This window comes from Serratia sp. CY76391 (genome assembly GCF_052166695.1).
Classification (GTDB): domain Bacteria; phylum Pseudomonadota; class Gammaproteobacteria; order Enterobacterales; family Enterobacteriaceae; genus Serratia; species Serratia nematodiphila.
The window spans coordinates 929928-954553 of the sequence record NZ_JBJNOJ010000001.1 but is presented as its reverse complement, the minus strand read 5'-3'; the positions used below and the strand labels follow the sequence as shown (position 1 = coordinate 954553).

29 protein-coding genes and 6 tRNA genes are annotated in these 24626 nt (G+C 53.6%); 10 read left to right on the top strand and 25 right to left on the bottom strand.

Annotation, left to right across the window (positions count from 1 at the left end):
- Nucleotides 1–220: 220 nt before the first annotated feature.
- From ACJ8PN_RS04780 to ACJ8PN_RS04700, 17 genes are all read right to left on the bottom strand, one after another.
- Nucleotides 221–295: transfer RNA gene (locus ACJ8PN_RS04780), tRNA-Gly, on the bottom strand.
- Nucleotides 296–297: 2 nt separating this feature from the next.
- Nucleotides 298–372, bottom strand: a tRNA-OTHER gene (locus ACJ8PN_RS04775).
- 2 nt (nucleotides 373–374) lie between these two features.
- Nucleotides 375–451 (bottom strand) — tRNA-Ile (locus tag ACJ8PN_RS04770).
- Between the two features lie 197 nt (nucleotides 452–648).
- On the bottom strand, nucleotides 649–1485 hold the full coding sequence (locus ACJ8PN_RS04765; RefSeq protein ID WP_442534651.1) for an antitermination protein Q: 837 nt from the start codon (nucleotides 1483–1485) through the stop codon (nucleotides 649–651).
- Complete coding sequence (locus tag ACJ8PN_RS04760) at nucleotides 1482–1769, bottom strand: DUF1364 domain-containing protein (RefSeq protein ID WP_442534650.1); 288 nt, start codon at nucleotides 1767–1769, stop codon at nucleotides 1482–1484. The genes ACJ8PN_RS04765 and ACJ8PN_RS04760 overlap by 4 nt, the downstream gene beginning before the upstream one ends.
- Nucleotides 1766–2359: a DUF1367 family protein gene (locus tag ACJ8PN_RS04755; protein ID WP_310677627.1), complete on the bottom strand. Its 594-nt coding sequence runs from the start codon at nucleotides 2357–2359 to the stop codon at nucleotides 1766–1768. Before ACJ8PN_RS04755 ends, ACJ8PN_RS04760 begins: the two co-directional genes overlap by 4 nt.
- Before the next feature lie 68 nt (nucleotides 2360–2427).
- On the bottom strand, nucleotides 2428–2619 hold the full coding sequence (locus ACJ8PN_RS04750; protein ID WP_436331148.1) for a hypothetical protein: 192 nt from the start codon (nucleotides 2617–2619) through the stop codon (nucleotides 2428–2430).
- Between the two features lie 242 nt (nucleotides 2620–2861).
- Nucleotides 2862–5033 carry a DNA cytosine methyltransferase gene (locus tag ACJ8PN_RS04745; protein ID WP_442534649.1) on the bottom strand — a complete coding sequence of 724 codons (2172 nt, stop codon included), beginning with the start codon at nucleotides 5031–5033 and terminating at the stop codon, nucleotides 2862–2864.
- Nucleotides 5034–5042: 9 nt separating this feature from the next.
- The gene (locus tag ACJ8PN_RS04740) at nucleotides 5043–6287 is read right to left on the bottom strand and encodes a phosphoadenosine phosphosulfate reductase domain-containing protein (RefSeq protein ID WP_442534648.1); all 1245 of its coding nucleotides are present in this window, start codon (nucleotides 6285–6287) and stop codon (nucleotides 5043–5045) included.
- A gap of 106 nt (nucleotides 6288–6393) precedes the next feature.
- The gene (locus ACJ8PN_RS04735; RefSeq protein WP_442534647.1) at nucleotides 6394–6639 is read right to left on the bottom strand and encodes a hypothetical protein; all 246 of its coding nucleotides are present in this window, start codon (nucleotides 6637–6639) and stop codon (nucleotides 6394–6396) included.
- A 3-nt stretch (nucleotides 6640–6642) separates the two neighbouring features.
- Nucleotides 6643–7134: a hypothetical protein gene (locus ACJ8PN_RS04730; protein WP_442534646.1), complete on the bottom strand. Its 492-nt coding sequence runs from the start codon at nucleotides 7132–7134 to the stop codon at nucleotides 6643–6645.
- A gap of 42 nt (nucleotides 7135–7176) precedes the next feature.
- The gene (locus ACJ8PN_RS04725) at nucleotides 7177–8592 is read right to left on the bottom strand and encodes a DnaB-like helicase C-terminal domain-containing protein (protein ID WP_442534645.1); all 1416 of its coding nucleotides are present in this window, start codon (nucleotides 8590–8592) and stop codon (nucleotides 7177–7179) included.
- Nucleotides 8582–9403 (bottom strand): replication protein RepO, encoded by an 822-nt coding sequence (locus ACJ8PN_RS04720; protein WP_442534644.1) that lies wholly within the window; start codon nucleotides 9401–9403, stop codon nucleotides 8582–8584. Before ACJ8PN_RS04720 ends, ACJ8PN_RS04725 begins: the two co-directional genes overlap by 11 nt.
- Nucleotides 9400–9759, bottom strand: coding sequence for an HNH endonuclease (locus ACJ8PN_RS04715; RefSeq protein WP_442534643.1), 360 nt, complete (start codon nucleotides 9757–9759; stop codon nucleotides 9400–9402). Before ACJ8PN_RS04715 ends, ACJ8PN_RS04720 begins: the two co-directional genes overlap by 4 nt.
- Nucleotides 9760–9761: 2 nt before the next feature.
- Nucleotides 9762–9980, bottom strand: a complete 219-nt coding sequence (locus tag ACJ8PN_RS04710) for a hypothetical protein (protein ID WP_060424860.1) — start codon at nucleotides 9978–9980, stop codon at nucleotides 9762–9764.
- Nucleotides 9981–10005: 25 nt separating this feature from the next.
- Complete coding sequence (locus tag ACJ8PN_RS04705; RefSeq protein WP_060424914.1) at nucleotides 10006–10458, bottom strand: toxin YdaT family protein; 453 nt, start codon at nucleotides 10456–10458, stop codon at nucleotides 10006–10008.
- A gap of 61 nt (nucleotides 10459–10519) precedes the next feature.
- Nucleotides 10520–10723, bottom strand: a complete 204-nt coding sequence (locus ACJ8PN_RS04700; RefSeq protein WP_261456199.1) for a Cro/CI family transcriptional regulator — start codon at nucleotides 10721–10723, stop codon at nucleotides 10520–10522.
- 79 nt (nucleotides 10724–10802) lie between these two features.
- Between ACJ8PN_RS04700 and ACJ8PN_RS04695 the strand changes: the two genes are divergently transcribed.
- From ACJ8PN_RS04695 to ACJ8PN_RS04665, 7 genes are all read left to right on the top strand, one after another.
- Nucleotides 10803–11204 (top strand): helix-turn-helix domain-containing protein, encoded by a 402-nt coding sequence (locus ACJ8PN_RS04695; RefSeq protein ID WP_261456198.1) that lies wholly within the window; start codon nucleotides 10803–10805, stop codon nucleotides 11202–11204.
- An 862-nt stretch (nucleotides 11205–12066) separates the two neighbouring features.
- Nucleotides 12067–12384, top strand: a complete 318-nt coding sequence (locus ACJ8PN_RS04690; RefSeq protein ID WP_442534642.1) for a hypothetical protein — start codon at nucleotides 12067–12069, stop codon at nucleotides 12382–12384.
- Nucleotides 12385–12394: 10 nt separating this feature from the next.
- Complete coding sequence (locus ACJ8PN_RS04685; protein ID WP_442534641.1) at nucleotides 12395–12673, top strand: hypothetical protein; 279 nt, start codon at nucleotides 12395–12397, stop codon at nucleotides 12671–12673.
- Between the two features lie 51 nt (nucleotides 12674–12724).
- A complete protein-coding gene (locus ACJ8PN_RS04680) occupies nucleotides 12725–14920 on the top strand; it encodes a hypothetical protein (RefSeq protein ID WP_442534640.1) in 2196 nt (731 codons plus the stop codon).
- Complete coding sequence (locus tag ACJ8PN_RS04675) at nucleotides 14917–15417, top strand: siphovirus Gp157 family protein (protein ID WP_060433343.1); 501 nt, start codon at nucleotides 14917–14919, stop codon at nucleotides 15415–15417. Before ACJ8PN_RS04680 ends, ACJ8PN_RS04675 begins: the two co-directional genes overlap by 4 nt.
- Before the next feature lie 391 nt (nucleotides 15418–15808).
- Entirely contained in the window at nucleotides 15809–16033 is a 225-nt protein-coding gene (locus ACJ8PN_RS04670; RefSeq protein WP_060424873.1) for a DUF4224 domain-containing protein, read from the top strand.
- Entirely contained in the window at nucleotides 16034–17050 is a 1017-nt protein-coding gene (locus tag ACJ8PN_RS04665) for a tyrosine-type recombinase/integrase (RefSeq protein ID WP_442534639.1), read from the top strand. It abuts the gene before it with no gap.
- Nucleotides 17051–17194: 144 nt separating this feature from the next.
- Here the strand turns inward: ACJ8PN_RS04665 and ACJ8PN_RS04660 are convergent.
- From ACJ8PN_RS04660 to uvrY, 6 genes are all read right to left on the bottom strand, one after another.
- A tRNA-Leu gene (locus tag ACJ8PN_RS04660) sits at nucleotides 17195–17280 on the bottom strand.
- Between the two features lie 10 nt (nucleotides 17281–17290).
- Nucleotides 17291–17364, bottom strand: a tRNA-Cys gene (locus ACJ8PN_RS04655).
- A gap of 705 nt (nucleotides 17365–18069) precedes the next feature.
- Nucleotides 18070–18145: transfer RNA gene (locus ACJ8PN_RS04650), tRNA-Gly, on the bottom strand.
- 144 nt (nucleotides 18146–18289) lie between these two features.
- Nucleotides 18290–18838, bottom strand: a complete 549-nt coding sequence (pgsA, locus tag ACJ8PN_RS04645; RefSeq protein ID WP_004927937.1) for a CDP-diacylglycerol--glycerol-3-phosphate 3-phosphatidyltransferase — start codon at nucleotides 18836–18838, stop codon at nucleotides 18290–18292.
- A 58-nt stretch (nucleotides 18839–18896) separates the two neighbouring features.
- On the bottom strand, nucleotides 18897–20729 hold the full coding sequence (gene uvrC, locus ACJ8PN_RS04640; protein ID WP_004927940.1) for an excinuclease ABC subunit UvrC: 1833 nt from the start codon (nucleotides 20727–20729) through the stop codon (nucleotides 18897–18899).
- Complete coding sequence (uvrY, locus tag ACJ8PN_RS04635; protein WP_004927947.1) at nucleotides 20722–21378, bottom strand: UvrY/SirA/GacA family response regulator transcription factor; 657 nt, start codon at nucleotides 21376–21378, stop codon at nucleotides 20722–20724. The genes uvrC and uvrY overlap by 8 nt, the downstream gene beginning before the upstream one ends.
- A gap of 704 nt (nucleotides 21379–22082) precedes the next feature.
- Here uvrY and ACJ8PN_RS04630 point away from each other — a divergent pair.
- Together ACJ8PN_RS04630 and ACJ8PN_RS04625 are read left to right on the top strand one after the other, a co-directional pair.
- Nucleotides 22083–22307, top strand: a complete 225-nt coding sequence (locus tag ACJ8PN_RS04630; RefSeq protein WP_004927950.1) for a DUF2594 family protein — start codon at nucleotides 22083–22085, stop codon at nucleotides 22305–22307.
- A 123-nt stretch (nucleotides 22308–22430) separates the two neighbouring features.
- Nucleotides 22431–22772: a GlpM family protein gene (locus ACJ8PN_RS04625; protein ID WP_016928244.1), complete on the top strand. Its 342-nt coding sequence runs from the start codon at nucleotides 22431–22433 to the stop codon at nucleotides 22770–22772.
- A gap of 17 nt (nucleotides 22773–22789) precedes the next feature.
- Here the strand turns inward: ACJ8PN_RS04625 and ACJ8PN_RS04620 are convergent, their stop codons facing one another.
- A complete protein-coding gene (locus ACJ8PN_RS04620; protein WP_028128013.1) occupies nucleotides 22790–23221 on the bottom strand; it encodes a hypothetical protein in 432 nt (143 codons plus the stop codon).
- A 171-nt stretch (nucleotides 23222–23392) separates the two neighbouring features.
- Nucleotides 23393–23707, bottom strand: a complete 315-nt coding sequence (locus ACJ8PN_RS04615; protein ID WP_033633390.1) for a hypothetical protein — start codon at nucleotides 23705–23707, stop codon at nucleotides 23393–23395.
- A gap of 544 nt (nucleotides 23708–24251) precedes the next feature.
- On the opposite strand from ACJ8PN_RS04615, the gene ACJ8PN_RS04610 reads away from it, so the two are divergent.
- The gene (locus ACJ8PN_RS04610) at nucleotides 24252–24611 is read left to right on the top strand and encodes a hypothetical protein (RefSeq protein WP_004927961.1); all 360 of its coding nucleotides are present in this window, start codon (nucleotides 24252–24254) and stop codon (nucleotides 24609–24611) included.
- Nucleotides 24612–24626: the final 15 nt, after the last annotated feature.

The window sequence follows — 24626 nt, the reverse complement described above, 5'->3', positions numbered from 1 at the left end:
TCCTTTGCTCGCTCAGCGAACGCCGGGCGTAAGACATAAAAAAGGCCACGCATCAGCGCAGCCCTAAAATAGAAAAACCCCGGCGAGTTAAGCCAGGGTCAAAATAGGTGCCGGTCTTTCCCGGCTGTCAATTCATGCCACAACATAGGTTGCACTGCTGTCCGCTGTTCAGGTGGTGGCATCTGAACAAAAAATGCAACCTGCATTACGGCATCAACGCTGGAGCGGTCAGCGGGAATCGAACCCGCATCATCAGCTTGGAAGGCTGAGGTAATAGCCATTATACGATGACCGCGTTGGTCCGCCATCGAGGCCTCGAACCCCGTACCTACAACTTAATGGTCGTTGCTCTTCCTGCTGAGCTAATGGCGGTTTGGTGGCCCTTGCTGGGCTTGAACCAGCGACCGAGCGATTATGAGTCACGCGCTCTAACCAACTGAGCTAAAGGGCCGAGGCGCGAATACTAATGCAGTCAGCATAACCACACAATACCCATTGATATTTCTTTACATATCAACCTCCACATAGCAAAAAGCCCGCACAGAGGCAGGCTTGTCAACGTCAGGCGCAAAACACCCATCGTTAGAGAGAAACTACCACAGTTTCGGGAAAAGTAAATAGCTCACGATAAAATAACCCGCTATTTTGTCATCCAGTCGTTGTCCGTAACGCCGTGTTTGCCCACGACTCCTCGATATCCAACTGGGTGATCATCTCGTCATAGAATGGCTTCACCGATTTTTTCCAAGTGTCTAATGAGATACTTTCAGTGATACACGCTATCGCTCTATAAGCCTGGGTCGAGGGAATTCGTTCGTATCCCCGCCCTGAGCAGCGTTTGCAGGGTTTCCTCACCGGTACTCCTTGGCGCTCTGACTCCTCTTTGTCGATGGCCACTCCACGACCGCGGCAGTCATTGCAGGCCGTTTTTATCATCCGCTTGCCGTTGCATTTTGGGCACACCCTGCGGGTGATTTCATAAAAAGCGTGCTTCACCCGCATTTCCCGACCATCCATCTGCGTAATCGATGCCGGCAAATCTCCGCGCACAAAGCTGTCGACAGTGTCGTGGGCCTTAGCCAGCTTGTTCATGACAAATTTCCGCTCTTCGATAAAGCCATCATCACATGCGTCGCATGGGACCTCGCTGGCAGCACTCCGGGAAAAGTCCAGGAAGGCGAATGCCGCCAGGGTAAGTACCACCCGAGCTTTGGTCTCGCCCGGAAGTTTACGAATGGCTGCAACCTTGTCGCAGCGCGTAATACTATGCCGAGCCAGCAAAACAACTGCCTTTACCTTGTCATCCTCGCTGATGCCAACCTTTCCCAAGAACGCCGACAGGCCCAATTGCGCCTGAGCCTGGCACATACCCAGCGCCCCCATAACATCGCTGATCGTTAAAGAATCCGAAGCCGTTGCAGGTGTTGAGTCCCCCAGTATCGGGGATTTCGGTGAGAAGTATTTTACTGCCGACTCGAGATTCATAATTTTCCTTCCTTTCTCAAAATGGCCTGCGTACGGAATACGCCCTCGGCGTGGTAAAGGCGCAGGGTTTCACGGTCATATTCAGTTTTTGTACGAGTATCGATCGCATCATGGCAGTTACTGCAGGCCCAGGCGCCCTGCTCGTCGTCTGGTTTCATGCCGCCGCCGCTGGTGCCCGCCAGGCGGTAATGCGCCAACACAGTGGTTTCTGGATTAAAATTACAAATACCGGGGATCCGGATTTGGCAGTCGCGGCCGCGGGCCTCTTCGGTTAATTTGCTCATGACGTGTACCCCATAAGCTGGGCAGCAGCATTTTCGGCTGACTGCTGATCTGGAAAGGTGCGGAATAGGATGTAGTTCCAGAGCACGTCGAGGACAGACTTGTAAAATTCACCGAACTCGATATCGTCCATTTTTGCGAACGATATCGATTTGGGCTCTTGGCGTTTGGTGCCGTCAGGCATGATGAATTCAGTGTAGAATCCAGCCTGAATAGTTACCCAGGCGCGGAAAGCCTCAAAGGATTTTTCGGCGCTGATATTTCCGGCCCGCTTTTCTGCGACATCCGCAAGGTATTCATCGGCGGCGGCTTGAAGCGCATCTTCACCGCCGGCGTAATACGCGAGGAATTTTACGTATCCGTTTACCAGTGCTTTGTCTGCAGGCGATATGGTACCGCCGGTCGGCTGCCAATAATCAAAGCCGAGATTCAGCAGTGAGAAAAACTTACGGTGAAAGGCTGGGTTTCGGGCCTGTTTGAAGTCGGCGTAAAGAACGGAGCCGATCTTCTTGGATTGCAGAAAGTCCCTGGCTTCCCGAGTGGTCGGCACCAGTAGATTTCCTGCTGTCTTTGTGTACGAATGCTGCGCCATTGGGGGTCTCCAGTAGCGCAGCGGTTGTTCAGAAGTGAATGAGCTGGGTGTTCAATCCAGCTCATTGATTATAGCTTGTTTCCATCAGGGGCGACAATCGAATAACCCACCGATTTTGCTACTTCCAACATCGCGTTAAGGGTCGAAATGTGTTCGTCGCTATTGACCAAACGCATACCTACCGTTTTGCCATTTTCTCTGCGAATTAAAACAAGGCCATCATCAGGGAGAAGGTCATTAAGTTCTTTCAAATCAATCATAAACACCTCAATCTTTGAGTTTACTTGTTATCCCTCCATCTCCCTGCATGCCTTTAGAGCTAAGTCCTTGTTTTTTGTCAGGTCAAATAGGCAGCGCAGATCGTTGAATGTCATATCGATCGGTTTTAACGATCAACTTTTCATCCTGTGAATATCATGCCACCCATTTTACTGTATATCCAACCAGCATTAATTACCTATCCACCACACAAAACCCCGCGCAATGGCGGGGTGTGCTTGTGTTATGCGGCCATCTTCCATACGCAATATTGCGGCATGTTCGCCCGTACCAACGCCTCAGCAAACGGCGGCGGCACTGAGTTCCCACAACGTGCCACCTGCTCCGATTTAGGCCAACGAGTGCCGTCGATATCCTGATCGATGATATAGCTGCGCGGGAAGCCGTTGGCGTTATACAGCTCGCGCGGTTCAAGCATACGCATGCAAATGTCGACCACCATGTATTCGCCGACCTGGATAAACTGCGGGCGCGGCACCGGGAACAGGTGACTGTCGTCCGGTTCGTCGCTGAATTTGTCCATCAAACGCGCGCAGCACCAGGCGTTATAACGCTGGTCGTCGGTGATCAGCGTTGGCTCGCATTTCACCTCGGTGAGGCCAAACCGATCATGCGTCGGCACTGTGTGCATCGGGGCGTCGACGTCGATCCCGTCTTTCTCGTTGCCGTAGTATTTCTGCAGGTACGCCGTTACATGCCCGATGTGATTGCCGCCGGCGGTGAGCGTTGGCGCTGGCCCCTTCGTCGGCCGCCCGTCTTTGCATGTACCACGTAGCTGCACCAGGTGCGACGTACAAAGGGAGTGGTGATCGACCTGAGTCACCGTGTGCATTGGCTCGTCCATTCCCAGCCCGGAGCCGGTGTAGTTCCCGCCGTAGTGTTTGATCAAATGTGCTGCGGCCACTGCGGTATGCGATTCCGTCGGAATAGTTGCCATGGGCGTGGCGATGCTGCGCGGCTTACCGGAATATGTCGGGCCGCCAGCGCCCACCAGCACTGCGCTGGCCAACTGCGTTTTACCACCGCCGCCAGGCATGATCGTGCCCACCGGCGCATCAGCACGCTGGCCGGTGCTGTTCCCAAACTGGCGCACCACCACCGGCGCAGCCACGGCGAAACCATGGGTTTGCGTGACCGTCTGCAGCGGCAGGCGGCCGGACTGGCCCCGAAAACAATCGTATTTGGTTCGGTTTGAGGTGTGATTGCACTTCACAGCGAACGGCTCGATCAACAGGTGCTCGGCTTTGCTTGTAACTGTCGTCAGAGGTGTACCGGTGGCATACTGCCGGCCGTCGCCGCCGAACCCTGTTTGCCCGATCTGCACGATGTACGGGTCTGGACAGTCGATAACGTAGCGTTTTAACCCTTTCACGATCCGGCGCAGCGTGTTGTCCGCCAACGGCTTTTTGCGGCCCATGATGCTGCGTGTGGGGATTGACCAGTCGATACACTCGGCGGCGGTGCGGTAGGGCTGCAGCTGCCCCGCCAGCACTTCGGCACTGTCCGGCGCTCCATGTGAAGGATCCGGCCATACAACGGCCTCACCATCGCAACGGCTGACGACAAACAGGCGCTTGCGGATGGTTGGGGCGCCATAGTCACATGCGCGTAGCTCTTTGTGATCGACGTTATAGCCCAGCCCAGCAACCAGACGGCGGGCGTCGTCGCTGTCGATATCGATGCGAAGAAATTCGCATGCCTCAGCCAGCGCCGGACAATCTGGCGACACGCCGTTGCTCAGCATGCCGATAAACGCCCTGAAGGTTTCCCCGGTGTATGCCGGATCCGGGAACAGATTGCCTTTTTTGTCGGCTTTAAGCGGCCCCCATGATCGGAATTCTTCGACGTTTTCCAGCATCAGGTAACGCGGTCGCACCGCCAGCGCCCAGCGCAATACCACCCAGGCCAGCCCCCGGATCTCTTTCTTCACTGGTGTGCCGCCCTTCGCTTTCGAAAAATGGCGGCAGTCCGGCGAGAACCAACCCAGCAGCACCGGCAGGCCGCCGGTGGAAATTTTCGGATCAACGCTGAAAATATCCTCGGGATAATGCAGCGTACGCGGGTGATTCACGGCGTGCATAGCCATGGCTACCGGGTTGTGATTCATCGCTATGTGCGGCTCAAAGCCCAAAGCCTGCTTGATGCCCTCGCAGCTGCCGCCGCCGCCGGCAAACCCGACTACCACAAGCCCATTTTCCACATCAGGGCGGAAATCAACGATCTGTTTCTGGCGCGCCCAGGCGTGCGCAGTTTTCTGGATTTCCTGTGGGCTTACGCGGTTGAGGAACATTTGATTAATTTTCTGCAGGACGCCCTGCTGTTCTTCACCGCTCAACGCATGAACCGGCAATACTGACGATGCACACTGTTGAACCTCTGTTGGCCAAATACTCATCGCTTTCTCCTATTCACACAGACCGTAACGTGATGAGCAAACGCTCGCGTCAATACTGGCTCGCACTATGTCGTACACTTTGCCGCCACGGCCTGTTTTCGCCCACGCAACAACATCATCAACGCCAGGTGCGCCCATGCCAGCACGTGTGCCATAAAACGATGACCAATCCAGAATCTGAACTTCTGGCAGCAGGTGTCCGATCTGCGGCACACAACCGAACGGTTGTTTAAACTGCTTGAACCAGGTCTGCCGGAATGTACCGACGCTCATCCAGTGAACCCAACGACTAACCAGCCGCACTTTTTCTTCCCATTGTCTGTGTTTCTCGATGTGTTCTGGCCAGCGTGCGGCGGTCTGGGCGATCTCCTCTTTGTTACATAACACGCAGTTCATGCAGCCGACGCGATCGGCACCCTGCAGGTACAACGGGTTTGGCTTTATGCCAAAGTACTTTTGCAATGCAAAAACGTCAGTGGCGCTCCAAGCATGAATTGGTAGAAAGTTGAAGAGATAGTCAGGGTCGCGCTTATCTGCCTCAAATCGAGCGTAACCTGCGCGCTTGCTGGATTCATCCGCACGTACGCCAGACCATTGCACTATCACCTCTCCATCATTCAGCAATGGGGCCATTACGGCATCGAATGCGATTTGTATTTTCAGCTCGTCAGTGCAAAACCTATCGCGCAGCATCGGGAATTTACCGTGTAAAAGGGCAGCGTCGAGAAAGCTGTTTCCGCTTGGGTGAAGAACAGACATTGCGGCAGTTAAAGGAGTTTCAAATTCAATACCCCAGCGCTCGGCCGTTCTTTGCCAGGCTTGGCCAAACTTTGTATCTGAGCGACTAAGTGACGGCATGATGACACCACGGTAAGCCCCCATGCGGATTGCCTGCTTTTTGCGCCAATTTTTGTCTACCGTGGCGCGTCGTTTGGCAAAGTCCGACTCAGTGTAAATACGTTTCACTACTTCAATAGGCGCGCAGCCAATTTGCTCGTGAATTTGTCTTGCATAGTTGATCGTCAACTCGTGCTCGTTGTCCGTATCCGCCATAACTGACCGCACCTTATCGCCGAAAAGGTGGTGTGCAATTGCGAGTGTGGTTGTCGAATCTTTGCCGGCTGAGTAGTTAACGATAATCACATGATCGTCAGGAATACGGTGGTCGTAAGTGTAGGAATCGTACGCCACCTCAATTTCACGAATTTTTTCTGAGATATCAGTCGGGATGATGATGCTGGGTGCCGAGATCATACAGCCACCACCAAAGCGGCGACCGCCGCTACTGCTGCACCGAAGATCGCGCACGCCAAAAACAGCGCCGCCCACAAATTGCACACCACCCAGCCTTTTAGTTGTCTCATAGCCCCTTCCCCTCTCTACGATCACGCCAATAATTCAGGCGCGCTCTGAAATGTTCCCGGTATTGCTCCGGCGCCTCTTCAATCGCCACTAGCACCTTCGTGCGGCTGATCTTGCGCGCGAATAAGTCGCGGATCAGGCCACAGGCGCGCAGGTCGAACTGCTCTAAATCGCGTTGTTCCTGCGTCCAGGCGCCTCGATTGAATGGCAAGCCGGGCGGCAGATAATCCGATTGCCCGGCCATAGGTCACCCTCTCGCTAAATGCTGCTGGTTCTCAGAGTTGACGTAGAACTGCCCGTCAACGTGAGTGAGGGTAAATTCCGGTACCGGTTTTTCGTGTCGGGTGATTTCGACATGAGGGGAGTTGATCATCGTCAGGATACGGGTCTGCAGGTGTCGCTGCGTCAGGCCATGTTCTGGGTAATACGTATCCAAGGCCGTCATGATGCCGCGATAAGTCAGGGTTTTACCCATCATTACCGCCGCTAAGTTGCGAGTGGGAAAATCGACTTTTAAGGATTTTTTCTTGCCGACCGTACGCTTATCGGCTTTGGTCGCCGTTTTGGCATACTTGGGAGGCACAACCTGTTCAGGAACCGGCGGCAAGACGAATGTCGAACCGGTACGTGCCCGGGCATTAGCGTTCATGCGCCAGATAATCAGAGCGGTGTGATCGCAGCCGTCATCGATGACTTCTGCCCCAGGTTTTTTCGCGAAAATTAATTCTGTAGTGCTCATGGGTCTTTCCTTTTGGTCAATATCACGCTGGTCAGGCGCGGGTTAAAAACTTTTTGTCGCTTCGTTCTTGTCGGCGTAACGCCGCTCTCTCGCTTGCCCGGTTTGCGCCCGGCGCGCGGCCTCCTCGTCGGTTATGTCTCGGATATATCCGTTTTCCAGCAACGCATACGCGGTGCCAGTAGCGCCCTCGCGGTTCAGGCGCAAAATCACTTCCATCAGCTGCGGGTCGGCGCCTTTGGTGTATACGGCGTCGCGGTACAGGCCGATCCACACGTCGCAATCCTGCTCGATCTGGCCGGTGTCTTTACTGTCGCTCGGCACCGGGCGCTTGTCGGCGCGGTCTTCGAGTTTGCGGTTCAGCTGGGTCAGCAGCAGCACCGGGCAATCCAATTCTTTGGCCAGATTCTTCAGGCCTGTGGTGATATCGCCATACGCAATATCGCGGCGCTCGGCTTCCTCGGCTTTCATCAGGGTCAGATAGTCGATCGCCACCAGCCCCACCGTGCCGCGCTGGCGCTTAACTTTGCGGCACTCCGCCACGATGTGCGCCAGCGTCACGCCTGGTGTGCTGTCGATCATCAGATTCGACTCGGCCAGCTCGGTGGCCTTGGCCATGGCGCGCGCCATATCGCTGTCGTCGTGGGCGCCAACGTAGAAAATTTCTGACTTCACGCGGGATTCCTGTGCGACCATTCGCTCGATGATCCCCCGGTCGGTCATTTCCAGGCTGAAAACGAGCGTCGGCAGTCGGTGGTTCAGCGCAAAGTGCGCGCTGATTTTGTTGTAGAGTGCGGTTTTGCCCATCTTCGGGCGGGCACCCACCACAACCAGCGCGCCGCGCAGCACCTGTTTCGGGTACATCAGCCGGTCGAGACTCTCGATCCCCAATGTCAGGCCGGCGGCGCTGTCCGGATCTTGGAACCGGCGATCCATCTCGTCCACCCATTCGCCGATCACTTCCCCCGCCGCGCGCAGGCCGCCGCGTTTGCCGGTTCTCGCATGGTCGGATACGGCGGTGATCATCTGCTGCACGCTGGCCAGCTTGTTCGCCGCGTCCATGCCGTTGTTGGCGCCAACCAGCTCAACGCAGGCGTAAAGCTTCTCCAGCGCGTAGCGGAGAACGGCTTTCTCACGCACGGCGTGCGCATAGCTGACCATCGCGGGAACGCTGGTATTACGGCCGGTTTCCGCCAGGTACGCGAACCCGCCTACCTGTTCCAGCACACCCTTGCTCTCGAGCGAGTCGCTCAGGGTGATCAGGTCAGTCGGTCGGCTGGCGTTCACCAGCGCGCGCAGCTCAGTGAAAATTATCCGGTGCGCCGCCAGGTAGAACGATTCCGGTTTCAGCAAGCCGAACACTGCCGCCGCCCTGTCGTGCTCCGTGTTGTGCATCAGGCTGCCGAGAATGGCCTGCTCCAGGTCGATGTTGTACGGCGCGGCCGGCAGGTTATCGATCATCGGCGCGGCCCTCTTTCACGGCGACATAGCAGCGCTCGGTGATCAGGTAGTCAAAGTTTTTACGGCGCCACTGGCCACCGCGGCCGTTCGGCCGGTCTTCCAGCATCCACCGGCAATTTTCAGCGATGAACTGCAGGTAAAGCTCCCAGCGGGTTTCGTTGAATTTGAATTTCTTCCAGAAGTTGCGCAGCGTACGCTTACGGCTATCCGTCAGGATTTGCACCGAAGCCATTTCCGGTAGCGTGGCGTGGTAGATATTGAGGATTTTTTGATAATCCATCCGATCTGCCTGTTGCTGCTTAGAGTGATCAGCGCCAGCTGATCCACCATCAGTAATATCTGTAGTAGTCTCTGTTGTATTCTCTGTAGGAGATGAGACCATTTTGACCCGAGGGTCGGGGTCATTTTGACCTTCTCCTTGTCTCACTTTGATACCTTCGATCGGTTCAAATTGACCCAATCGATCGCTCACCGAATATACCTTTGCTTCCATGTCCGCAAGTGATTCATAATTAACTGAATACCACTTAGTTTTGTCCCATGAATCGCTATTGTAATTTGCAGTGTAAACCATCTGCATTTTTTCTAAATTTGCCAATGCCCGTTTAACTGTAGAGCCACTCCAAAAAGGGAATTGCGCCTGCCAGCTGGGGATACTGTTATAGACCCAGCGGCGCCCATCATGAATATTTTGGGAGATATTCATCCAGTAATGGATCTGTTGTAAAACGATGGCCTCATTAAGGCCAATGGCACATGCTAATGTTGGCAAAACTTGCAAGGGATTTTCGTTGATCAGCAAACGGCTCATTGGTCACCCCCTGTTTGGAAATAAAACTGGAATGACTCACAGGCACCAATGGCAGAGAAAAGCCCATGTCTGAATAAATAATCGACCTGCTCTTGGCCGAAGATAGTTTTACCCGTAACCAATTTGATTGAATAAAAACGACGCCACTGTTCCATGGTCTTTGTTCCCTTGGCTGTATTGCAAGGGCGGCAACACGCCAGGAGATTTGAAACGCTATTGTCCCCCCCCATACGCTTTGAGATAACATGATCGATTGTCAAAGACTCACTACTGAGCAACACGCCGCAGTATGCGCATCGCCCCCCTGTCTTTGCTAAAACCTTCGATTTTTTGATAGCTGAGTATTTTGCAACCATGATCAGATCCCCAGCGAGTCTGCAAGCTGGCGGCACGCGTCCTGGTACTGCTCCGGCGATAAGTTTTCTTCTCGCAGTGCGGCCTTGCGCTGCTCGTATTGCTCCCAGACAGCATGCGCGGCAGCCTGGCGATCTTCGAAAATCGGTCTAATCTCTGCGGCGTCGGCAGGTACGCCATTAAGACGCCAGCCATTCCGGTATGTGATGTGATCAGTTTGCATATTGGCCTTTCCTAGAATCTGGTTGTTACTGCGCGCTGGTCAGGCGCTGGGTATCTTGCAGAGCGTTTAGCGCCCCCGCTATCCGTTGAGGGGTATCGCAGGCGCCAAGCAAAATGGCGATCACCGCCGCGGCAAACTCACGTATGGCCACCGACAGTAAATACTGCACGGACACGCCGCCCAACCTTGCGCGCCGTTCAGCCGGCAGCGCCGCGGCCATAGCGTCGGCCAGCTCTCGCACCTTCGCCCGGGCGGCCTTAGACTCACCACGCAGCCAACGGAAAATCTGCTGACGGTTGTTGTTGATGGCGCGCCAATCCGCCCGACCGAAATCATCCTCGATCGGGTGAAGGCGAACCGTTTCCGATTCGGCGCCGAACAGGAACCACATCCGGCTGATCTCGATTGCCACATGTTCCTGTCCTCGCTCAGCCGCCCAGGCTGTAATCTCGTCTTTCAGAATCTCGATGTTTTCCACTTCGCGTCTCCTGTCGCTCAAAACTTGATTATGCTTAATCAGATTTTGGTGGGGGTTATGGTTAATCTGTCTCCGATGATTGCTTCTCAGCACCGTACAAGGTCATGTCGTACCTAAGAGCACCATTGGTTAGCTCTGCTAAACGGGCTGCTCGACGCTCAGGGATGATGTCTCCCCAGCGTGAAACGGATGCTTGGGAGACTCCCGCGGCTTTGGCTAGCTTGGTTTTGCTGCCAAAGAAATTTATAGCTTCTTCTTTGTGCACACTTACCTCCTGTCATTAACTTTGATTTGGACTTTATGACTTAACAAATGCTAAGTCAATCTAATTTATATTAACCCCTATGAAAACCGATAGCCTTAACGAACGCATTAGAGCGCGCAGAACCGAACTCCAAATGTCACAGCAAAAACTCGCTGATGCTGTGAGGGTCTCGCACGTCACTATTTTTAAGTGGGAGAATGGAGATACTGAACCGAAAGGAAAAAACCTATTCACCCTCAGCAAGGTCCTAAGGTGCTCGCCTACCTGGCTACTCTATGGCGACAAAGAAAGTACACCACTGCCGGCGGACCAATTGCCAACAGAGCTTGATGAAAGGCAAAAAAAACTGCTCGATCTCTTTGATTCTCTTCCTGAATCTGAAAAGGAACGTCACATAATGGACTTGGAACTCAAAGTTGATGGCTTTAATGCCCTGTTTGAAGAGCTGTTAATGACGAGAAAAAAATCAACTAAAAAATAGTCAATAATTCAGTTGGTTATATTAATGCGCCTTGCAACTTAACTTTTTGCAAGTAAAAAGCATTGACCGATAACTTACCTTTGGTTAAGCTAATTCCATCAACAGCGCACTAACCCTGCAGCGGTTGTTCAGAAACAGTTCCGCCGGCCGGGCGATACACGGCAAAGAATTTGATTCGAAACGGGCCGCACGGCATCAGCCGGTGTGTTTTGGAGAAGGCGAACGGCAAGTAACCCTCCCTGTCACGGCAGTGAAACCGGTTGACGGCGTAATCCCGGTTAAAGAATGCCCCGTGAGGCTTAAACATCGCCCGTCCGCTCCACGTCACGGAGCACCACTATCAAAGAGCGCGGGCGTGCAAAACTGTATCTCATCCGGCGAACGTTAGTACCGAATCCCGGAGAGGGTTCGCCAATAGCGGGAGAGGATCGCTCTTTTTGATAGTGGTGAATGCCGGGGGCTTCGGGGCGTTGCTCTTGGCCACCACAACCGAAAAACCATTGCTGTGTGTAGTCTTCGCCCTGTGCGTCGGGGCAATTTTTTCACACCGCATAAATCAGGAAAGACCATAGGCTTGACCAGCCACGATCTGACAGCAGGAATAGACTGCAGCACCTGACCAGTGTTTAACCGAGGAAAGACCAGCGGGCCTCACCAGTCCTGACGGCCGGGAAAGACCGGTACCTAATTTTAGGCAGTAAAAAGCCCGCGCTAGGCGGGCCAATTACCCCGAGTTTACATCCCGGGGAGATGGTTGAAGGCGACCAAACCTTCAACGGGTGCCGGGAACCACCCCGGCGTTAGGAAAGACCGATACCACCACAAGGCACTACCGATCAGTGCCAGTATATCAGGAGTTGCTATGAAAGCACTACAGATACCCGTCACGCTCTACATCCACGCGAACGTTAGCCAGTTCACACAAGAAAAAATCTCCGTATTCACCATGGACATGTCGCAGTTCCCTGAATACGTGCTGCTTGAAACTCGCCAAATCCACGTCGACATTAATCAGCCAGAGCCGATCGACATCATCGGGAGACAGGTCGAAGCGTTGCAGCTGGAAAAAGCACGGCTGGACGATTCTACAAGCAAGCGTATTGCCGAGATCGACGATCAAATTCAGCAGCTGCTATGCATTGAGCACTGCCCAGCCGACGCCGACGAACTCCCGTACTGAGGGTGTGTCCATGGATATCGAAAACCACAATCTGAGCGCTGAGCTGGCGCTGTGGCAACGCCATGATAAGGCTAGGCAGCGCGACCAATTTGAAGCCGCAGCGACGCACGGCTATTCCGACGAGGCGATCGAGGTGTTCACACACATCGACGCCGCCGCTGCCGACACCCGCGACCGCCTGTTAATGGCCGCAATGATGGCGACGCCCGACACCCTGCAGCAACGCCAGCGTGAGCTTTATAGCTGGTATTGCGACAACGTGAAAGCCGTAGCGCGCGACAAGTTTTAACCCAACCCGGCGCCTGACCAGCGCCGATTTTTAACAGAGGAAAGACCCAAAATGCCTATCTACATTTCACTTTTTGAGCCTAAGAAAAAGGCCCAGGTTAACGGCGCTGTGCCGCTGGTGATCGCGTTGGAAGCGCCAAACAAACGCGCGGCCGAAAGCATCGCCACCGGCAAACTGTACGAAGCCTACCCGGAGGGCGGCGACAACTTCTTCAATCCGAAAACTGTCGAAGATCAGACCGGCCACCCTCGCCCGGCCGTCGGTCAGTTCGATGAAAAGTTTGCCGCTGAGAACGTATTCGACGGCAGCGCGTGGACGCCAAAAGAGCCAGAGCCGGAAGTGCCGGCCGGTCCTATCGACCTGATGGCGCAGCCTGCCAACGTTCGGATCGCCGCCGTTGTGATGTACGGTGATGCCGAGATCGATGATAGCCAGTTATCGCTTGTTGTGGATTTGCTCAATGACGAGGAAACGCCAGATGATACCGGCATGCGCGCGGTGATCGACGGGCTTGTATCAGTTCCCGCTGTCGGCGCCATGTACCCCGCATCCGTCTACAAATTGGTTTCAGCACTGTTCCAGAACACTACTGCCATGCCGACCGAAGAGGCCACCATCGCATTCGCGCAGGCCTGGGTCGACAAGCCTGACGATCGCGAAAATCTCACGCAGAACAGCACCAGCACCAGCACCAGCACCAGCACCAGCACCAGCACCAGCACCAGCACCAGCACCAGCACCGACAATATCGGCGGCGCGGCCGACTACAACACCCTGAGCATGCATACGGCGCTGTCGATCATGGGTGTTAATCCTGCTGAGGCGAAAGCGGCCGATGTGAAGAACGCCAAAGAGATCATCGCCAACCGCGATAATGCCTGGCGCGCTTGGGACAAATCACTGCGTGTGATCGTCGGCATTCTCAACGTCGAAACCGATGTACGCCACGGCATCATTTCCGACGGTCTGAAAAACCTTAAGCTGATCAGCGACGACGCAGAACGCCTGCACTTTGTGAAATCCCGTCTTGCTGGTCACCCTGCATGCGCCGAACTGGCGAACTATGGCAAGGGCGACGAGAAGCCGGTCGAGGTGGCCAACCTTGGCGGCGGCCGCTTCTCTATCGAAGGCCTGATCGGCAGCGGTGAGCAGCAGCATGCGGATCCAGACACGGCGCAATCTGCCGCCTCAAATCAGGGTGAAAAAACGGAAGTGGCGCAGCAGCAAGTTACCGACACCGCGGCGGCGCAGGCCAAGCAGCAACTGGATCAGATGGGCTATGGCGTTTACGCCAACGCACCGACGGAGAAATCCCCGCAACTGCAGCAGGTGGAAGAAAACGCCGACCGAGCCGAAGCGCTGGCGCAGCAGCTTAAAGCCGATGATTTCCAGCAGCGCGCCGCGCAGGTTGAGCAAGTTATCGCTGAGCAATCGGCAGAGGATGGCGACAACCTCGGTATTTGGAACCGCGTTTATAAGACCGACGCCAAGTTTACCAAGGAATTCAGCAATAACGGCGGCGGCACATCAATCAACGGCACCTACATGGTGATGCAGGCCACCAAAGTATTCGGGCCACAGGGCACTGGCTGGGGTGTGGAAATCATCGAAGAGCGTTTCGACAATGGCGCACCGCTCATGCAGAGCGTTAAACAAGCCGATGGGAGCTTTATCAAGTCCATAATTTCAAACGGCGCCGGCGGTTATCTGTGTGAGGTAAACCACACCGTGAAAATCCGCCTGTGGTACAAGCACGGCGGAAAGACTGGCGAAGTGCTCTCTTATGGCTGCACGCCTTACATCTACGCAGCGCAGGGCGGCCGGTACTTGAGCGACGGCGAAGCGCCGAAAAAGTCCCTCACCGATGCCACTAAAAAAGCGCTGTCTCAGCTCGGATTCTCCGCCGATATCTTCCTCGGCCTGTACGACGATCTGACCTACCGCCAGGAGAACGACGCGGAATTCGCGCTCAAGAACGCCAGCGAGAAAGCCGAGGGTGTAACCCGTATGCGCGAAGAGCTGGACGAGCATCTGGCGAAAGTGGCCGAGACCCTCAAAGGCGCGGTTACGGCGAATGAAGCAACCAAGGTTCACGGTTCTGTCGCCCGTGAGATTGAAGCCCATCGCAAGGCCGCCGATGGCAAAGGCGATAAAGAGTTTGCCCAATACCTGGCCGGCCGCCTGCGCCGCCTCACCGCACTGAAAGATGAACGCATCGCCGCACTGACCGAGGAGAAAGCATCATGAGTATTAACGCCATTGCATTAGCAGCTGATTACGCAAAGTTTCAGGAGCTGATCGAAACCTCCGATGATCTGACGCCGGAAATGATCGCCGACACGCTGGAAGGCATCGAAGGCGCACTCGGCGACAAACTGGACGCCGCTTTTATCCACGTTCGCAATATTGAGGGGCAAGCCGACACGCTGGCGGCGGAAATCAAACGCCTGACCGACCGTAAAAAGTCATTCGAGAACCGCGCCAAGTCGATCCGTAAGTATGTGCTGGCGTGCCTGCTGGCCAGCGGCCAGGGCTCCATTAAAACCACCGCAAATACGTTCACGGCGCGCAAAGGCTCCGCCAGCGTGGTGGTCGACAACGCCGACCTGCTACCGGATGAACTGGTGACGGTGCAAACGGTGGTGGCGCCGGACAAGAAAGCCATCAAGGAGGCAATCGAAAACGGCGTGGAAGTCAAAGGCGCGCATATAGAAATCGGCGAGCCATCGCTGCAGGTGAGGTAACCAGATGCTAAATCGTTCACAACGGCGCGGCATCCCCGCCTATATCACACTGCCCGATGGTCGCGTAGGAACCATCATGACGGATCGACGGTGTGAGGTTATCTACGACCTACCGCCAGATGTGAAGATCAGCAGCAGGCCGCCGCCAAAGTTGATTAAGGCTAATCAGAAATAGGCCGTCACCATCGCTAGCATTGTGGGACACCTCACAACAAGGCAACCACAATGCAGCGATGGCAACCAGGCGCACGCCTACTTTCTGACTTCGATCTCAAAATCGGCCGACTGTCGGCCAGCGTAAGGAAAACGCAGCTCAGTGACCAAGATATTATCCTGGCGTGTCGTGTGACCGACGAGGCAATCGCCCGGATGATTGAACCGAGGAAAGACCATGCGAAACGATCACGACATAATCACGAAAGAAGAGATGATTGAGTTGACCGGTCACCATTATAAGTCTAAACAGTGTGACGCTCTCCGCCGGGCCGGGATATTTTTTATTGAACGCCCTGACGGTCACCCAAAAACAACATGGGGGCATTTCCTTAACCCCGTAAAATACCGTAACGAACCGCCGAAACCTGTGGCGGAAGAACCAGACTTCGAGGCGATGTAAATGGCCGGCAAGCGCAAAAACCCCGCGGATAACTGGATGCCGTCTAGAGTATCGCGCGGCCGGTCCGCCTATGAATTCAAGCACCCGGACGGCAGGACTATAAGGCTCTGCCCTCTTGATGCGACGCAGTCCGCCGTCTGGGTGGCATACGAAAAATTCACCAGTCAAAAAGAGGATAAGGTAACGTTCAAAACTTTGGCCGATAGGTTCCTAAGCTCTGCTGAATTTACCGATTTAGCCTTCGACTCCCAGAAGGATTATCAGAAATATGCAAAAAAGGTAATGCCTGTATTTGGGAAGATGGATCCGAACAACATAAAGCCGGAGCACATAAGAAAATACATGGATAAGCGAGGGCTTAAAAGTAAAACCCAGGCTAACCGCGAAAAAACCTTCATGTCGCGGGTATTCGGTTGGAGCTACGAGCGCGGATATGTGAAAGGAAATCCCTGTAAAGGGGTGAGGCAATTTAAGGAGAAGTCTCGCGAGCGCTATATCACCGACGCCGAATACGATGCGGTCTATGCGGTCGCCCCTGATACTGTGAAAGTTGCAATGGAGATCGCCTATCTGTGCTGCGCCCGGCAGGCTGACGTGCTTGCGTTAAGTCGTTCGCAGATCCTAGAGCCTGGGATCTTTATCCGCCAGGGCAAGACCGGCGCCAAGCAGATCAAAGCCTGGTCAGACCGACTACGTTCCGCGATAACGTTGGCCGACACGTTGCCAATCAAAGACGGAATTTCCAGCGTGTACGTGATCCACCAGCGTAACGGCAACCGCTACACGCGCGATGGATTTAATACCCAATGGCGCAATGCAAAGCTGGCGGCAATTGCCGCAAATCCCGATATGGATTTCGACTTCACATACCACGACCTGAAGGCGAAAGGTATTTCTGATCTGGACGGTTCTCTGACGGATAAACAGGCGATCTCAGGACACAAAAACGCGAGCCAGACGGCAATTTACGATCGCAAAGTGAAGATAGTGCCAGTGGTTGGCAATCAGAAAGGATGAATAAGTATGCTGCTTTCGGGATTTATCTTCTGAAAGCATCTTCTGAAGATGTTCTGAATGGTGATTTAAAGCACAAAAAAACCGCCTCTCGGCGGTCTACGACATTACTACTTATTGCTTTGATTATTCGGTATTTTTATTCCCTGGTACCCGGGGCGGGACTTGAACCCGCACAGCCATAAGCCGAGGGATTTTAAATCCCTTGTGTCTACCGATTTCACCACCCGGGCTCGGGAAAGTTGGAGGCGCGTTCCGGAGTCGAACCGGACTGGACGGATTTGCAATCCGCTACATAACCGCTTTGTTAACGCGCCTTTATTCTGTTTGCCTTTTCAGGCCAAAGCCGGTGATTCACCCACTTCGTTTTGTTCTTTTCGATCGCGATGTTGCAATCGCTCATCTTAATCATCTGATTCTTAAGTAATTTATTTCGTTACCGCCGAATCGATGGACTGCATTATGGACTAAACCCCACACCTTGGCAACCCCCCGAAATAGCAAAAAGTTCTCTAACGCTTTCAACTGCTTATTTTGTGGGCGCACTGTTCACAATGCCAACGGAAAGGCAAGCGGAATGTTGATTTTATATGCATCGGCTTAGGGATTCACGGGCAAATCGGATCTTTTTTCTCGACAGGAATCGCTTACCCGTGCCCTCCCCGGCTTTTCATTTGCTTATTGGGGTACCGGGCAAAGCATCATCATGGAGACATCGCACAATCTTCAATGCCGCCGCCCTGAACGACCAACGCAACTGCAGAGCTGGAGACTCACATCGGGTTGTACGCCGCACGATGGGTCGGCATCAATACCCCAAGAGCATCGACACGATGTCCAATCAAATGTGCCTGTTTTCAGGAGGCATCCTGCGGTATGAAATGGCAGGAGATATAGGGAAAATAGTCGATGCAGGAAGATGAAGAAAGATTTCGCCGGACGGCAAAGGAATAGAAAACGAAAAGGGGCCGAAGCCCCTTTTTCTTACCTGCCGAATCACGAAGATTCAACAGGCTAATGTTTGGAGCGGGAAACGAGGCTCGAACTCGCGACCTCAACCTTGGCAAGGTTGCGCTCTACCAACTGAGCTATTCCCGCATTACCAGAACTGACTGATTTCTTTGCTATCTTTCGGCAATTCATCGTTGTCGTCTGATGCGATGCATTCTACTTACCTGACGTGATGAGTCAATAAAATTGTTGGCACACCACGATCGTTTGCCGATTTTTGCAGCGTATCGATCACGGTTCCAGCAAATCGTTGCGCGCCGCGTTCAAATATTGGAACATAGACCAGAAAGTCAGCACCGCCGCGATATACAACAAGCCAATCGCCACATACTCTACGGAACGATCCGGCCGCCACAGCAAGCCCACCAGCGACATCATCTGCGCCATGGTTTTCACTTTGCCGATCCAGGACACCGCCACGCTGCTGCGTTTGCCAATTTCCGCCATCCACTCGCGCAGCGACGAAATGATGATTTCACGGGCGATCATGGTGGCCGCCGGCAGCGTGATCCACCAGCTGTGGTAGTGCTCAGCCACCAGCACCAGCGCCACCGCCACCATCACTTTGTCCGCGACCGGATCCAAAAACGCCCCAAAGCGCGTCGTTTGTTTCCAGCGACGTGCCAGGAAGCCGTCAAACCAGTCGGTGACGGCGGCAAACACAAAGATAACGGCGCAAACCATCGGAGCCCAGTTGAACGGCAAATAAAACGCCAGCACAAAGAATGGGATCAGAACTACGCGAAACAGGGTAAGCCAAGTCGGTATATTCAATTGCATAATGCTACGGTAACTATCTGGCTAGAGTGGAAATTAAGAGTATGTTGCTACATTGCCCTCAGTGTTTCAATGCATTGTAGATCTTTTCTGCCAATGCTTGTGAAATACCCGGCACTTTTGCAATTTCCTCCACGCTGGCGTTCAACAAAGGTTGCAGTCCGCCCATATACTTCAACAGCACCTGGCGCCGTTTCGGCCCTACGCCTTCAATCAGCTCCAATGCGCTGGTATTCCTGACTTTCGCCCTTCTCTGCCGGTGACCGGTAATGGCATGATTGTGCGAATCGTCGCGGATGTGTTGGATCACATGCAGCGCCGGCGAATCCGGCGGCAGAGAAATCCCTTCACCTTCCGGCACGAAGAACAACGTTTCTAACCCTGCCTTGCGGTCGGCGCCTTTGGCGATGCCGATCAGCAGCGGCTTATTCTTGTCCCAGGTAACATTCAGCGATTTGAATACGTCGATCGCCATGCCGAGCTGCCCTTTACCGCCGTCGATGAAGATGACATCCGGGATCTTTTTCTCTTCCAACGCTTTGCCGTAACGGCGCTTCAGCACCTGCGTCATCGCCGCGTAGTCATCGCCAGGAGTGATGCCGCTGATATTGTAACGCCGATACTCCGCTCGCACGGGGCCGTTTCCGTCGAACACCACGCACGAAGCCACGGTCTGCTCACCCATGGTATGGCTGATATCGAAGCACTCCATACGGTTGATTTCCGTCAGGTTCAGCACTTTGGCCAACTCCGCCAACCGCTGATGGATCGTCGACTGTTGCGACAGCTTGGTGGTCAACGCCGTTGCCGCGTTGGTGCGCGCCAGTTTCAGATAACGGGCGCGATCGCCGCGCGGTTTGCTTTGAATTTGGATCTTGCGCCCCGCCAACTCGGAGAGCGATTCCGCAAGCAGGTCTTTTTCCGGCAGGCTGAAATCCAGCAGGATCTCGCCGGGCAGCGTACGCGCCTGGCTGCCTTGCAGATAGAACTGGCCGACAAAGGTCTGCACCACCTCGCCCATATCCGTGCCGCCCGGCACCTTAGGGAAATAGCTGCGGCTGCCCAGCACCTTGCCCTGACGGATGAACAGCACGTGCAGGCACGCCATACCGGCATCGAACGCCACGCCGATCACGTCCAGATCGTCGCTGTCGCCCGACACGAACTGCCGTTCGGTGACGCGGCGCACGGCCTGAATTTGATCGCGAATGCGCGCCGCCTCTTCGAAATTAAGCAGTTTGCTGGCTTCTTCCATACGCTCAATCAGCTGGTGCAATACCTGCTGATCTTTGCCAGAAAGAAACAGCCGCACGTAGTCCACCTGCTGCCGGTACTCTTCTTCGCTCACCAGCCCGGCAACACAAGGCCCCAGACAGCGGCCGATCTGATACTGCAGGCACGGACGCGAACGGTTGCGATACACGCTGTTTTCGCACTGGCGGATTGGGAACAGCTTCTGCAGCAGCGCCAGCGTCTCGCGCACGGCGTAAGAGTTGGGGAAAGGCCCGAAATATTCGCCTTTGGCGTGTTTGGCGCCGCGATGCACCGCCAAACGGGGATGGGTATCCGCACTGAGAAAAATCAGCGGGTAAGATTTATCGTCTCGCAAAAGAACATTATATCGCGGTTGGTACAATTTAATGTAGTTATGTTCCAACAGCAGCGCTTCTGTCTCGGTGTGGGTAACCGTTACGTCTATTTGCGCGATATTTTTAACCAGCGTCTCGGTTTTACGGCTGCTGACCTGCTGCCGAAAATAGCTGGCGAGACGCTTTTTCAGGTCTTTGGCTTTACCGACGTAGATCACCGTACCCGTGGCGTCATACATACGGTAGACGCCGGGCTGGCTGGTGACGGTACTCAGGAAGGCTTTGGCATCAAAACGGTCATTCACTGCTTAACAACGTCTCCGCATTGAACAATCCATGTCGGATGGCCAGGTGAGTCAATTCGACGTCGCCGCTGATATTCAGTTTGCTGAACATGCGGTAACGGTAGCTGTTCACCGTTTTCGGGCTGAGACTCAGTTGCTCCGAGATCTCATTCACTTTTTTGCCTTTGGTGATCATCAACATGATCTGTAACTCGCGTTCAGACAAGCAGCTGAACGGCGTTTCAGCCTGCGGTTCCAACTGACTCAGGGCCATCTGCTGTGCGATATCAGACGCGATATAGCGCTGCCCCGCATGCACGGAACGCAAGGCGTTAATCACTTCCTGCGGCGCGGCGCCCTTGCTCAGGTAACCGGCGGCACCCGCCTGCATCACCTTCGCGGGCAAAGGGTTTTCAGTATGGATGGTCAACATGATGACTTTGACGTCGGGTGCATAACGCACAATCTTGCGCGTGGCTTCCAGCCCGCCAATGCCCGGCATATTCATGTCCATCAGCACGATATCGACAGCGTTGCCACGGCACCATTTTACGGCGTCTTCACCGCACTGAGCCTCACCGACAACTTTTATACCTTTGATATCTTCAAGAATGCGTCGTATCCCTGCGCGCACCAGTTCGTGGTCATCAACAAGAAGAACGCTAATCAAGGAAAAATCTCCAAAAAAAGGGAGTAACGCAATCGGCCTCTGTTTTCGCCAGAGATATTACTTGTTTTTCAGACAAGAATGAACACAGATTAATACATACTTCCGAATAACTTTGCGGAGCAGAGCTGATTTTTCAATTTTAGCCGTCTATGCCGCCGATAAATCGTCACGTCGGAAAAGGTCGGGCGACGAAAATAATTTCGTCGCGCTGTGTCTGACACAGGATAGCGCGACAATCATGCCGCGAGGGAGAAATCTGTGTAAGCAATCACGACATGAATAATATTAACACGGCTGTTGGCTGTTTGTAATCATTTGATATTTAAAGGCGTAACAAAATCTGCGGCCAACGTGGGTCCGGCAACCCTCGGTCGAAACTATTATTCCCGGCAAACGCCGGTAAAATCGGCGCCTCCGCCCCCAATAATTATAATAACCCCGATTGTTCAACAATAACGTACCGGAAAAATACTTGTTAACCACCTCGAAATAACTTGCCGAGAGTAGATGATTCAGACAGGTAATGAGCGAACGTTGCCCACCCGCGAGACCTGAGCAAGCCCGGTGCAGATGACAGACTCATGCTATGCTATACTCCGCGCCCAGTTAAATTCGCCACCGCGCCCGGGGCTACTTTTTAGCCCGCGCGCGGTGCGCCAAAGCAGCTTGTATCAGGCTACGGCCTCAAAAAATCAGGAGAGAAAATGAGCAACGTTGATTTCACTACGTCTGCAAACCCGGAAATCTTGGCGACCGAGGTTGCCTGCCTCAAAGCTACGCTGACGCTGATCTTGAAGTCGATCGGCCAGGCCGACGCCGGGAAAGTCATCATCAACATGGAACGTTTCATCGCGCAGATTGAAGATCCGACTCAGGCAGAAATCTTCAAGAACAGCATTCAGCAAATCAAGCACGCTTACCGTCAGTAAGCGTTGCGCCCCAGACCCGCACTTCTTGTGGGTCTGCTTTTCACCACGCTACGCCACACCCCATTGATCTTGCACGTGCTTTCGGGCAGTGTGTTGACTTTCTCCCCCACACCCGAGACCGTTATGGGCATCCTTGTCAAAGCGCTGATCGGCGCGCTGGTCGTGGTTCTAATCGGCCTGTTGGCCAAAACGCGCAACTATTATATCGCCGGTTTAGTCCCGCTCTTTCCCACTTTCGCCCTCATTGCGCATTACATTGTCGGCAGCGAACGTTCAATTGCGGCACTGAAAACAACGCTGATTTTCGGCATGTGGGCGGTATTGCCCTACCTGGTATATTTGATTTCGCTGTATTTCCTGATTAACAGTCTGCGGCTGTCGTTAGCGCTGGGTGCGGCGGTATTGTGCTGGATTGCGGCGGCGTGGCTATTAATTACGCTGTGGGGATGGTGGCAAGGGCATTAACGCCCTTGCCTGGGCTGTTACGGCCGCCCTGCCTGCAACACGAAGCCTCGCTGCCGATCGCCGGCGATGCGCAGATAGCGGCTTTCACCGGCGCGCAGCGTCATCGGCACGCTGCCGCTGGTTTCACGCCAAATACATAGAGAGTTCTCGATCATATCTTGCCCGATACTGACCGAAATATTGCCTGGCGGCACGCGAAACTCTGCTTTTTCTTTTGCCTCGAGTGAAGCGGCAAACTCCCCATTCACATAGACGCCAGTGCGGCAGCTGCCCGCCAGCATTCCGCTGTCGCGCACCACGACCACCGTAGCGTAAGGCGTATCCGGGATATTCTGATAGAGCATCAGACGGCTTGGGGGGGGCAACTCAGCCTGTTGCGGCGGTACGGCTTGAGTCGCACACCCCGTCAGCAGTGCAGAGGCAAATAACAACGCGGCGTAATGCTTCATCCTTGGCTCCTGAAGAAAATAATGCTTATCGTAGCAAGAGAATAGCTGTCTCCAGTAGCCTTCATACCGCAGAGACGAAAAAATCGGATAACTTCCCACTACTCTCACGAACCTGCAGGGATAAGAAGATTCTGCATTAAAGCCATTGAAATAAAGGCGATTCTTGCAGATTTAAAACTTGATCATGCCACGTTGGATATCTGCTGCAAAAGCACCACTGACGTAACTGAAACCATCCTGCGTGACATAAACCCGGGTATGACCGGTCTCTGATAACACCGCCACCATATATCCCAGGCTGATCATTTCATGGGACGGAACGTTCATCGGGGTTAGAAATCCGCGCCCACGGCACCACTGATAAAAGCGGGTTCGCCCATATCCCAACACGGCGCCAACATCGGAGAGGTGCTTAAAAGTATCATAATCCTCTGATGGTGAAGGTAAACCGTCATGACTTTCAGGCGTTTTCTTTATCCCAGACAAAATAAACTCCTTTTTTGACTCTGTCGCGTACGGTTATCCTTCCTCTAAAATGAATTTAAAAAATCCAAATTTAAAATGCAAATGAATTCCCTGTAACTAAAAATTCTTCCACAGAAAAAACCTGAAAATAAAACCCCAATAAAAAAACAGAAATAAAAAAATAAGGTATTAATACTGAGCATTAAATCCTTGGCATGGGTAAATATCCTAAATAAAAATAATAGTCATACCGGATAAGAAAATACTTAGCTTGCATATTATTTTCCTTATCAAAACGATGCAATTGCGATCGGATCATTGCGGCATAAAGAGAATGAATAAAATTAATACCACATCGACCAGCCCTCGCCGTGAGGTCGCGGCTCCTTACAGACTGCCCTCAATGCGCCACATCCTCTCTCAACGCGGCACTTCCTCAATCACACCTAAACAATAACCATTATCATTTCCAATTATTCCGCCAGTTTATTACACTTTCCTACCTCGTCAGTTAGGAACATTCCCAGGCTGCGAGCCTCAGGATAGAGAAAGAGTTAGGGACACCATGAAGAATTGCCGTTGTTTGATTGTTTTGCCGTTATTGATGTTGACCGCCTGCACCCAATGGGAAAGGCCTGGCGCGGTTGAGAGTACCCGGAATGCCGAATATGCCGAATGCCGCAGCCGTGGATACGATCGCTTCCCCCCGGACGTGGTGCGGGACGTGGAGTTCAGCTACGAAAACAAATACATTCCTTGCGAGAAGAATAAGAAAGACTGTCCATCGGGATACCGCTACGACAAGGAGCCGTCGATTAAAACAGTGCAGACCGATCGCAATCAGTCCGCCCGAGACGCCACCATCGAAGCCTGTATGTACGGCAAAGGCTGGCGGGAGAAAACCTACTATTGGCCGCAATGGTAATGTGGCGGCGTTTGC

Coding starts and splice junctions, on each gene's coding strand:
- ACJ8PN_RS04625 (WP_016928244.1), top strand. CDS start 22,431: ATGGGCATCCTTGTCAAAGCGCTGATCGGCGCGCTGGTCGTGGTTCTA.
- ACJ8PN_RS04765 (WP_442534651.1), bottom strand. CDS start 1,485: ATGAATCTCGAGTCGGCAGTAAAATACTTCTCACCGAAATCCCCGATA.
- ACJ8PN_RS04610 (WP_004927961.1), top strand. CDS start 24,252: ATGAAGAATTGCCGTTGTTTGATTGTTTTGCCGTTATTGATGTTGACC.
- ACJ8PN_RS04735 (WP_442534647.1), bottom strand. CDS start 6,639: ATGGCCGGGCAATCGGATTATCTGCCGCCCGGCTTGCCATTCAATCGA.
- ACJ8PN_RS04745 (WP_442534649.1), bottom strand. CDS start 5,033: ATGAGTATTTGGCCAACAGAGGTTCAACAGTGTGCATCGTCAGTATTG.
- ACJ8PN_RS04755 (WP_310677627.1), bottom strand. CDS start 2,359: ATGGCGCAGCATTCGTACACAAAGACAGCAGGAAATCTACTGGTGCCG.
- ACJ8PN_RS04685 (WP_442534641.1), top strand. CDS start 12,395: ATGGATATCGAAAACCACAATCTGAGCGCTGAGCTGGCGCTGTGGCAA.
- ACJ8PN_RS04690 (WP_442534642.1), top strand. CDS start 12,067: ATGAAAGCACTACAGATACCCGTCACGCTCTACATCCACGCGAACGTT.
- ACJ8PN_RS04680 (WP_442534640.1), top strand. CDS start 12,725: ATGCCTATCTACATTTCACTTTTTGAGCCTAAGAAAAAGGCCCAGGTT.
- ACJ8PN_RS04760 (WP_442534650.1), bottom strand. CDS start 1,769: ATGAGCAAATTAACCGAAGAGGCCCGCGGCCGCGACTGCCAAATCCGG.
- ACJ8PN_RS04725 (WP_442534645.1), bottom strand. CDS start 8,592: ATGATCGATAACCTGCCGGCCGCGCCGTACAACATCGACCTGGAGCAG.
- ACJ8PN_RS04730 (WP_442534646.1), bottom strand. CDS start 7,134: ATGAGCACTACAGAATTAATTTTCGCGAAAAAACCTGGGGCAGAAGTC.
- ACJ8PN_RS04675 (WP_060433343.1), top strand. CDS start 14,917: ATGAGTATTAACGCCATTGCATTAGCAGCTGATTACGCAAAGTTTCAG.
- ACJ8PN_RS04710 (WP_060424860.1), bottom strand. CDS start 9,980: ATGCAAACTGATCACATCACATACCGGAATGGCTGGCGTCTTAATGGC.
- ACJ8PN_RS04740 (WP_442534648.1), bottom strand. CDS start 6,287: ATGATCTCGGCACCCAGCATCATCATCCCGACTGATATCTCAGAAAAA.
- ACJ8PN_RS04695 (WP_261456198.1), top strand. CDS start 10,803: ATGAAAACCGATAGCCTTAACGAACGCATTAGAGCGCGCAGAACCGAA.
- ACJ8PN_RS04750 (WP_436331148.1), bottom strand. CDS start 2,619: ATGATTGATTTGAAAGAACTTAATGACCTTCTCCCTGATGATGGCCTT.
- ACJ8PN_RS04665 (WP_442534639.1), top strand. CDS start 16,034: ATGGCCGGCAAGCGCAAAAACCCCGCGGATAACTGGATGCCGTCTAGA.
- ACJ8PN_RS04720 (WP_442534644.1), bottom strand. CDS start 9,403: ATGAGCCGTTTGCTGATCAACGAAAATCCCTTGCAAGTTTTGCCAACA.
- ACJ8PN_RS04715 (WP_442534643.1), bottom strand. CDS start 9,759: ATGGTTGCAAAATACTCAGCTATCAAAAAATCGAAGGTTTTAGCAAAG.
- ACJ8PN_RS04630 (WP_004927950.1), top strand. CDS start 22,083: ATGAGCAACGTTGATTTCACTACGTCTGCAAACCCGGAAATCTTGGCG.
- ACJ8PN_RS04620 (WP_028128013.1), bottom strand. CDS start 23,221: ATGAAGCATTACGCCGCGTTGTTATTTGCCTCTGCACTGCTGACGGGG.
- pgsA (WP_004927937.1), bottom strand. CDS start 18,838: ATGCAATTGAATATACCGACTTGGCTTACCCTGTTTCGCGTAGTTCTG.
- ACJ8PN_RS04670 (WP_060424873.1), top strand. CDS start 15,809: ATGCGAAACGATCACGACATAATCACGAAAGAAGAGATGATTGAGTTG.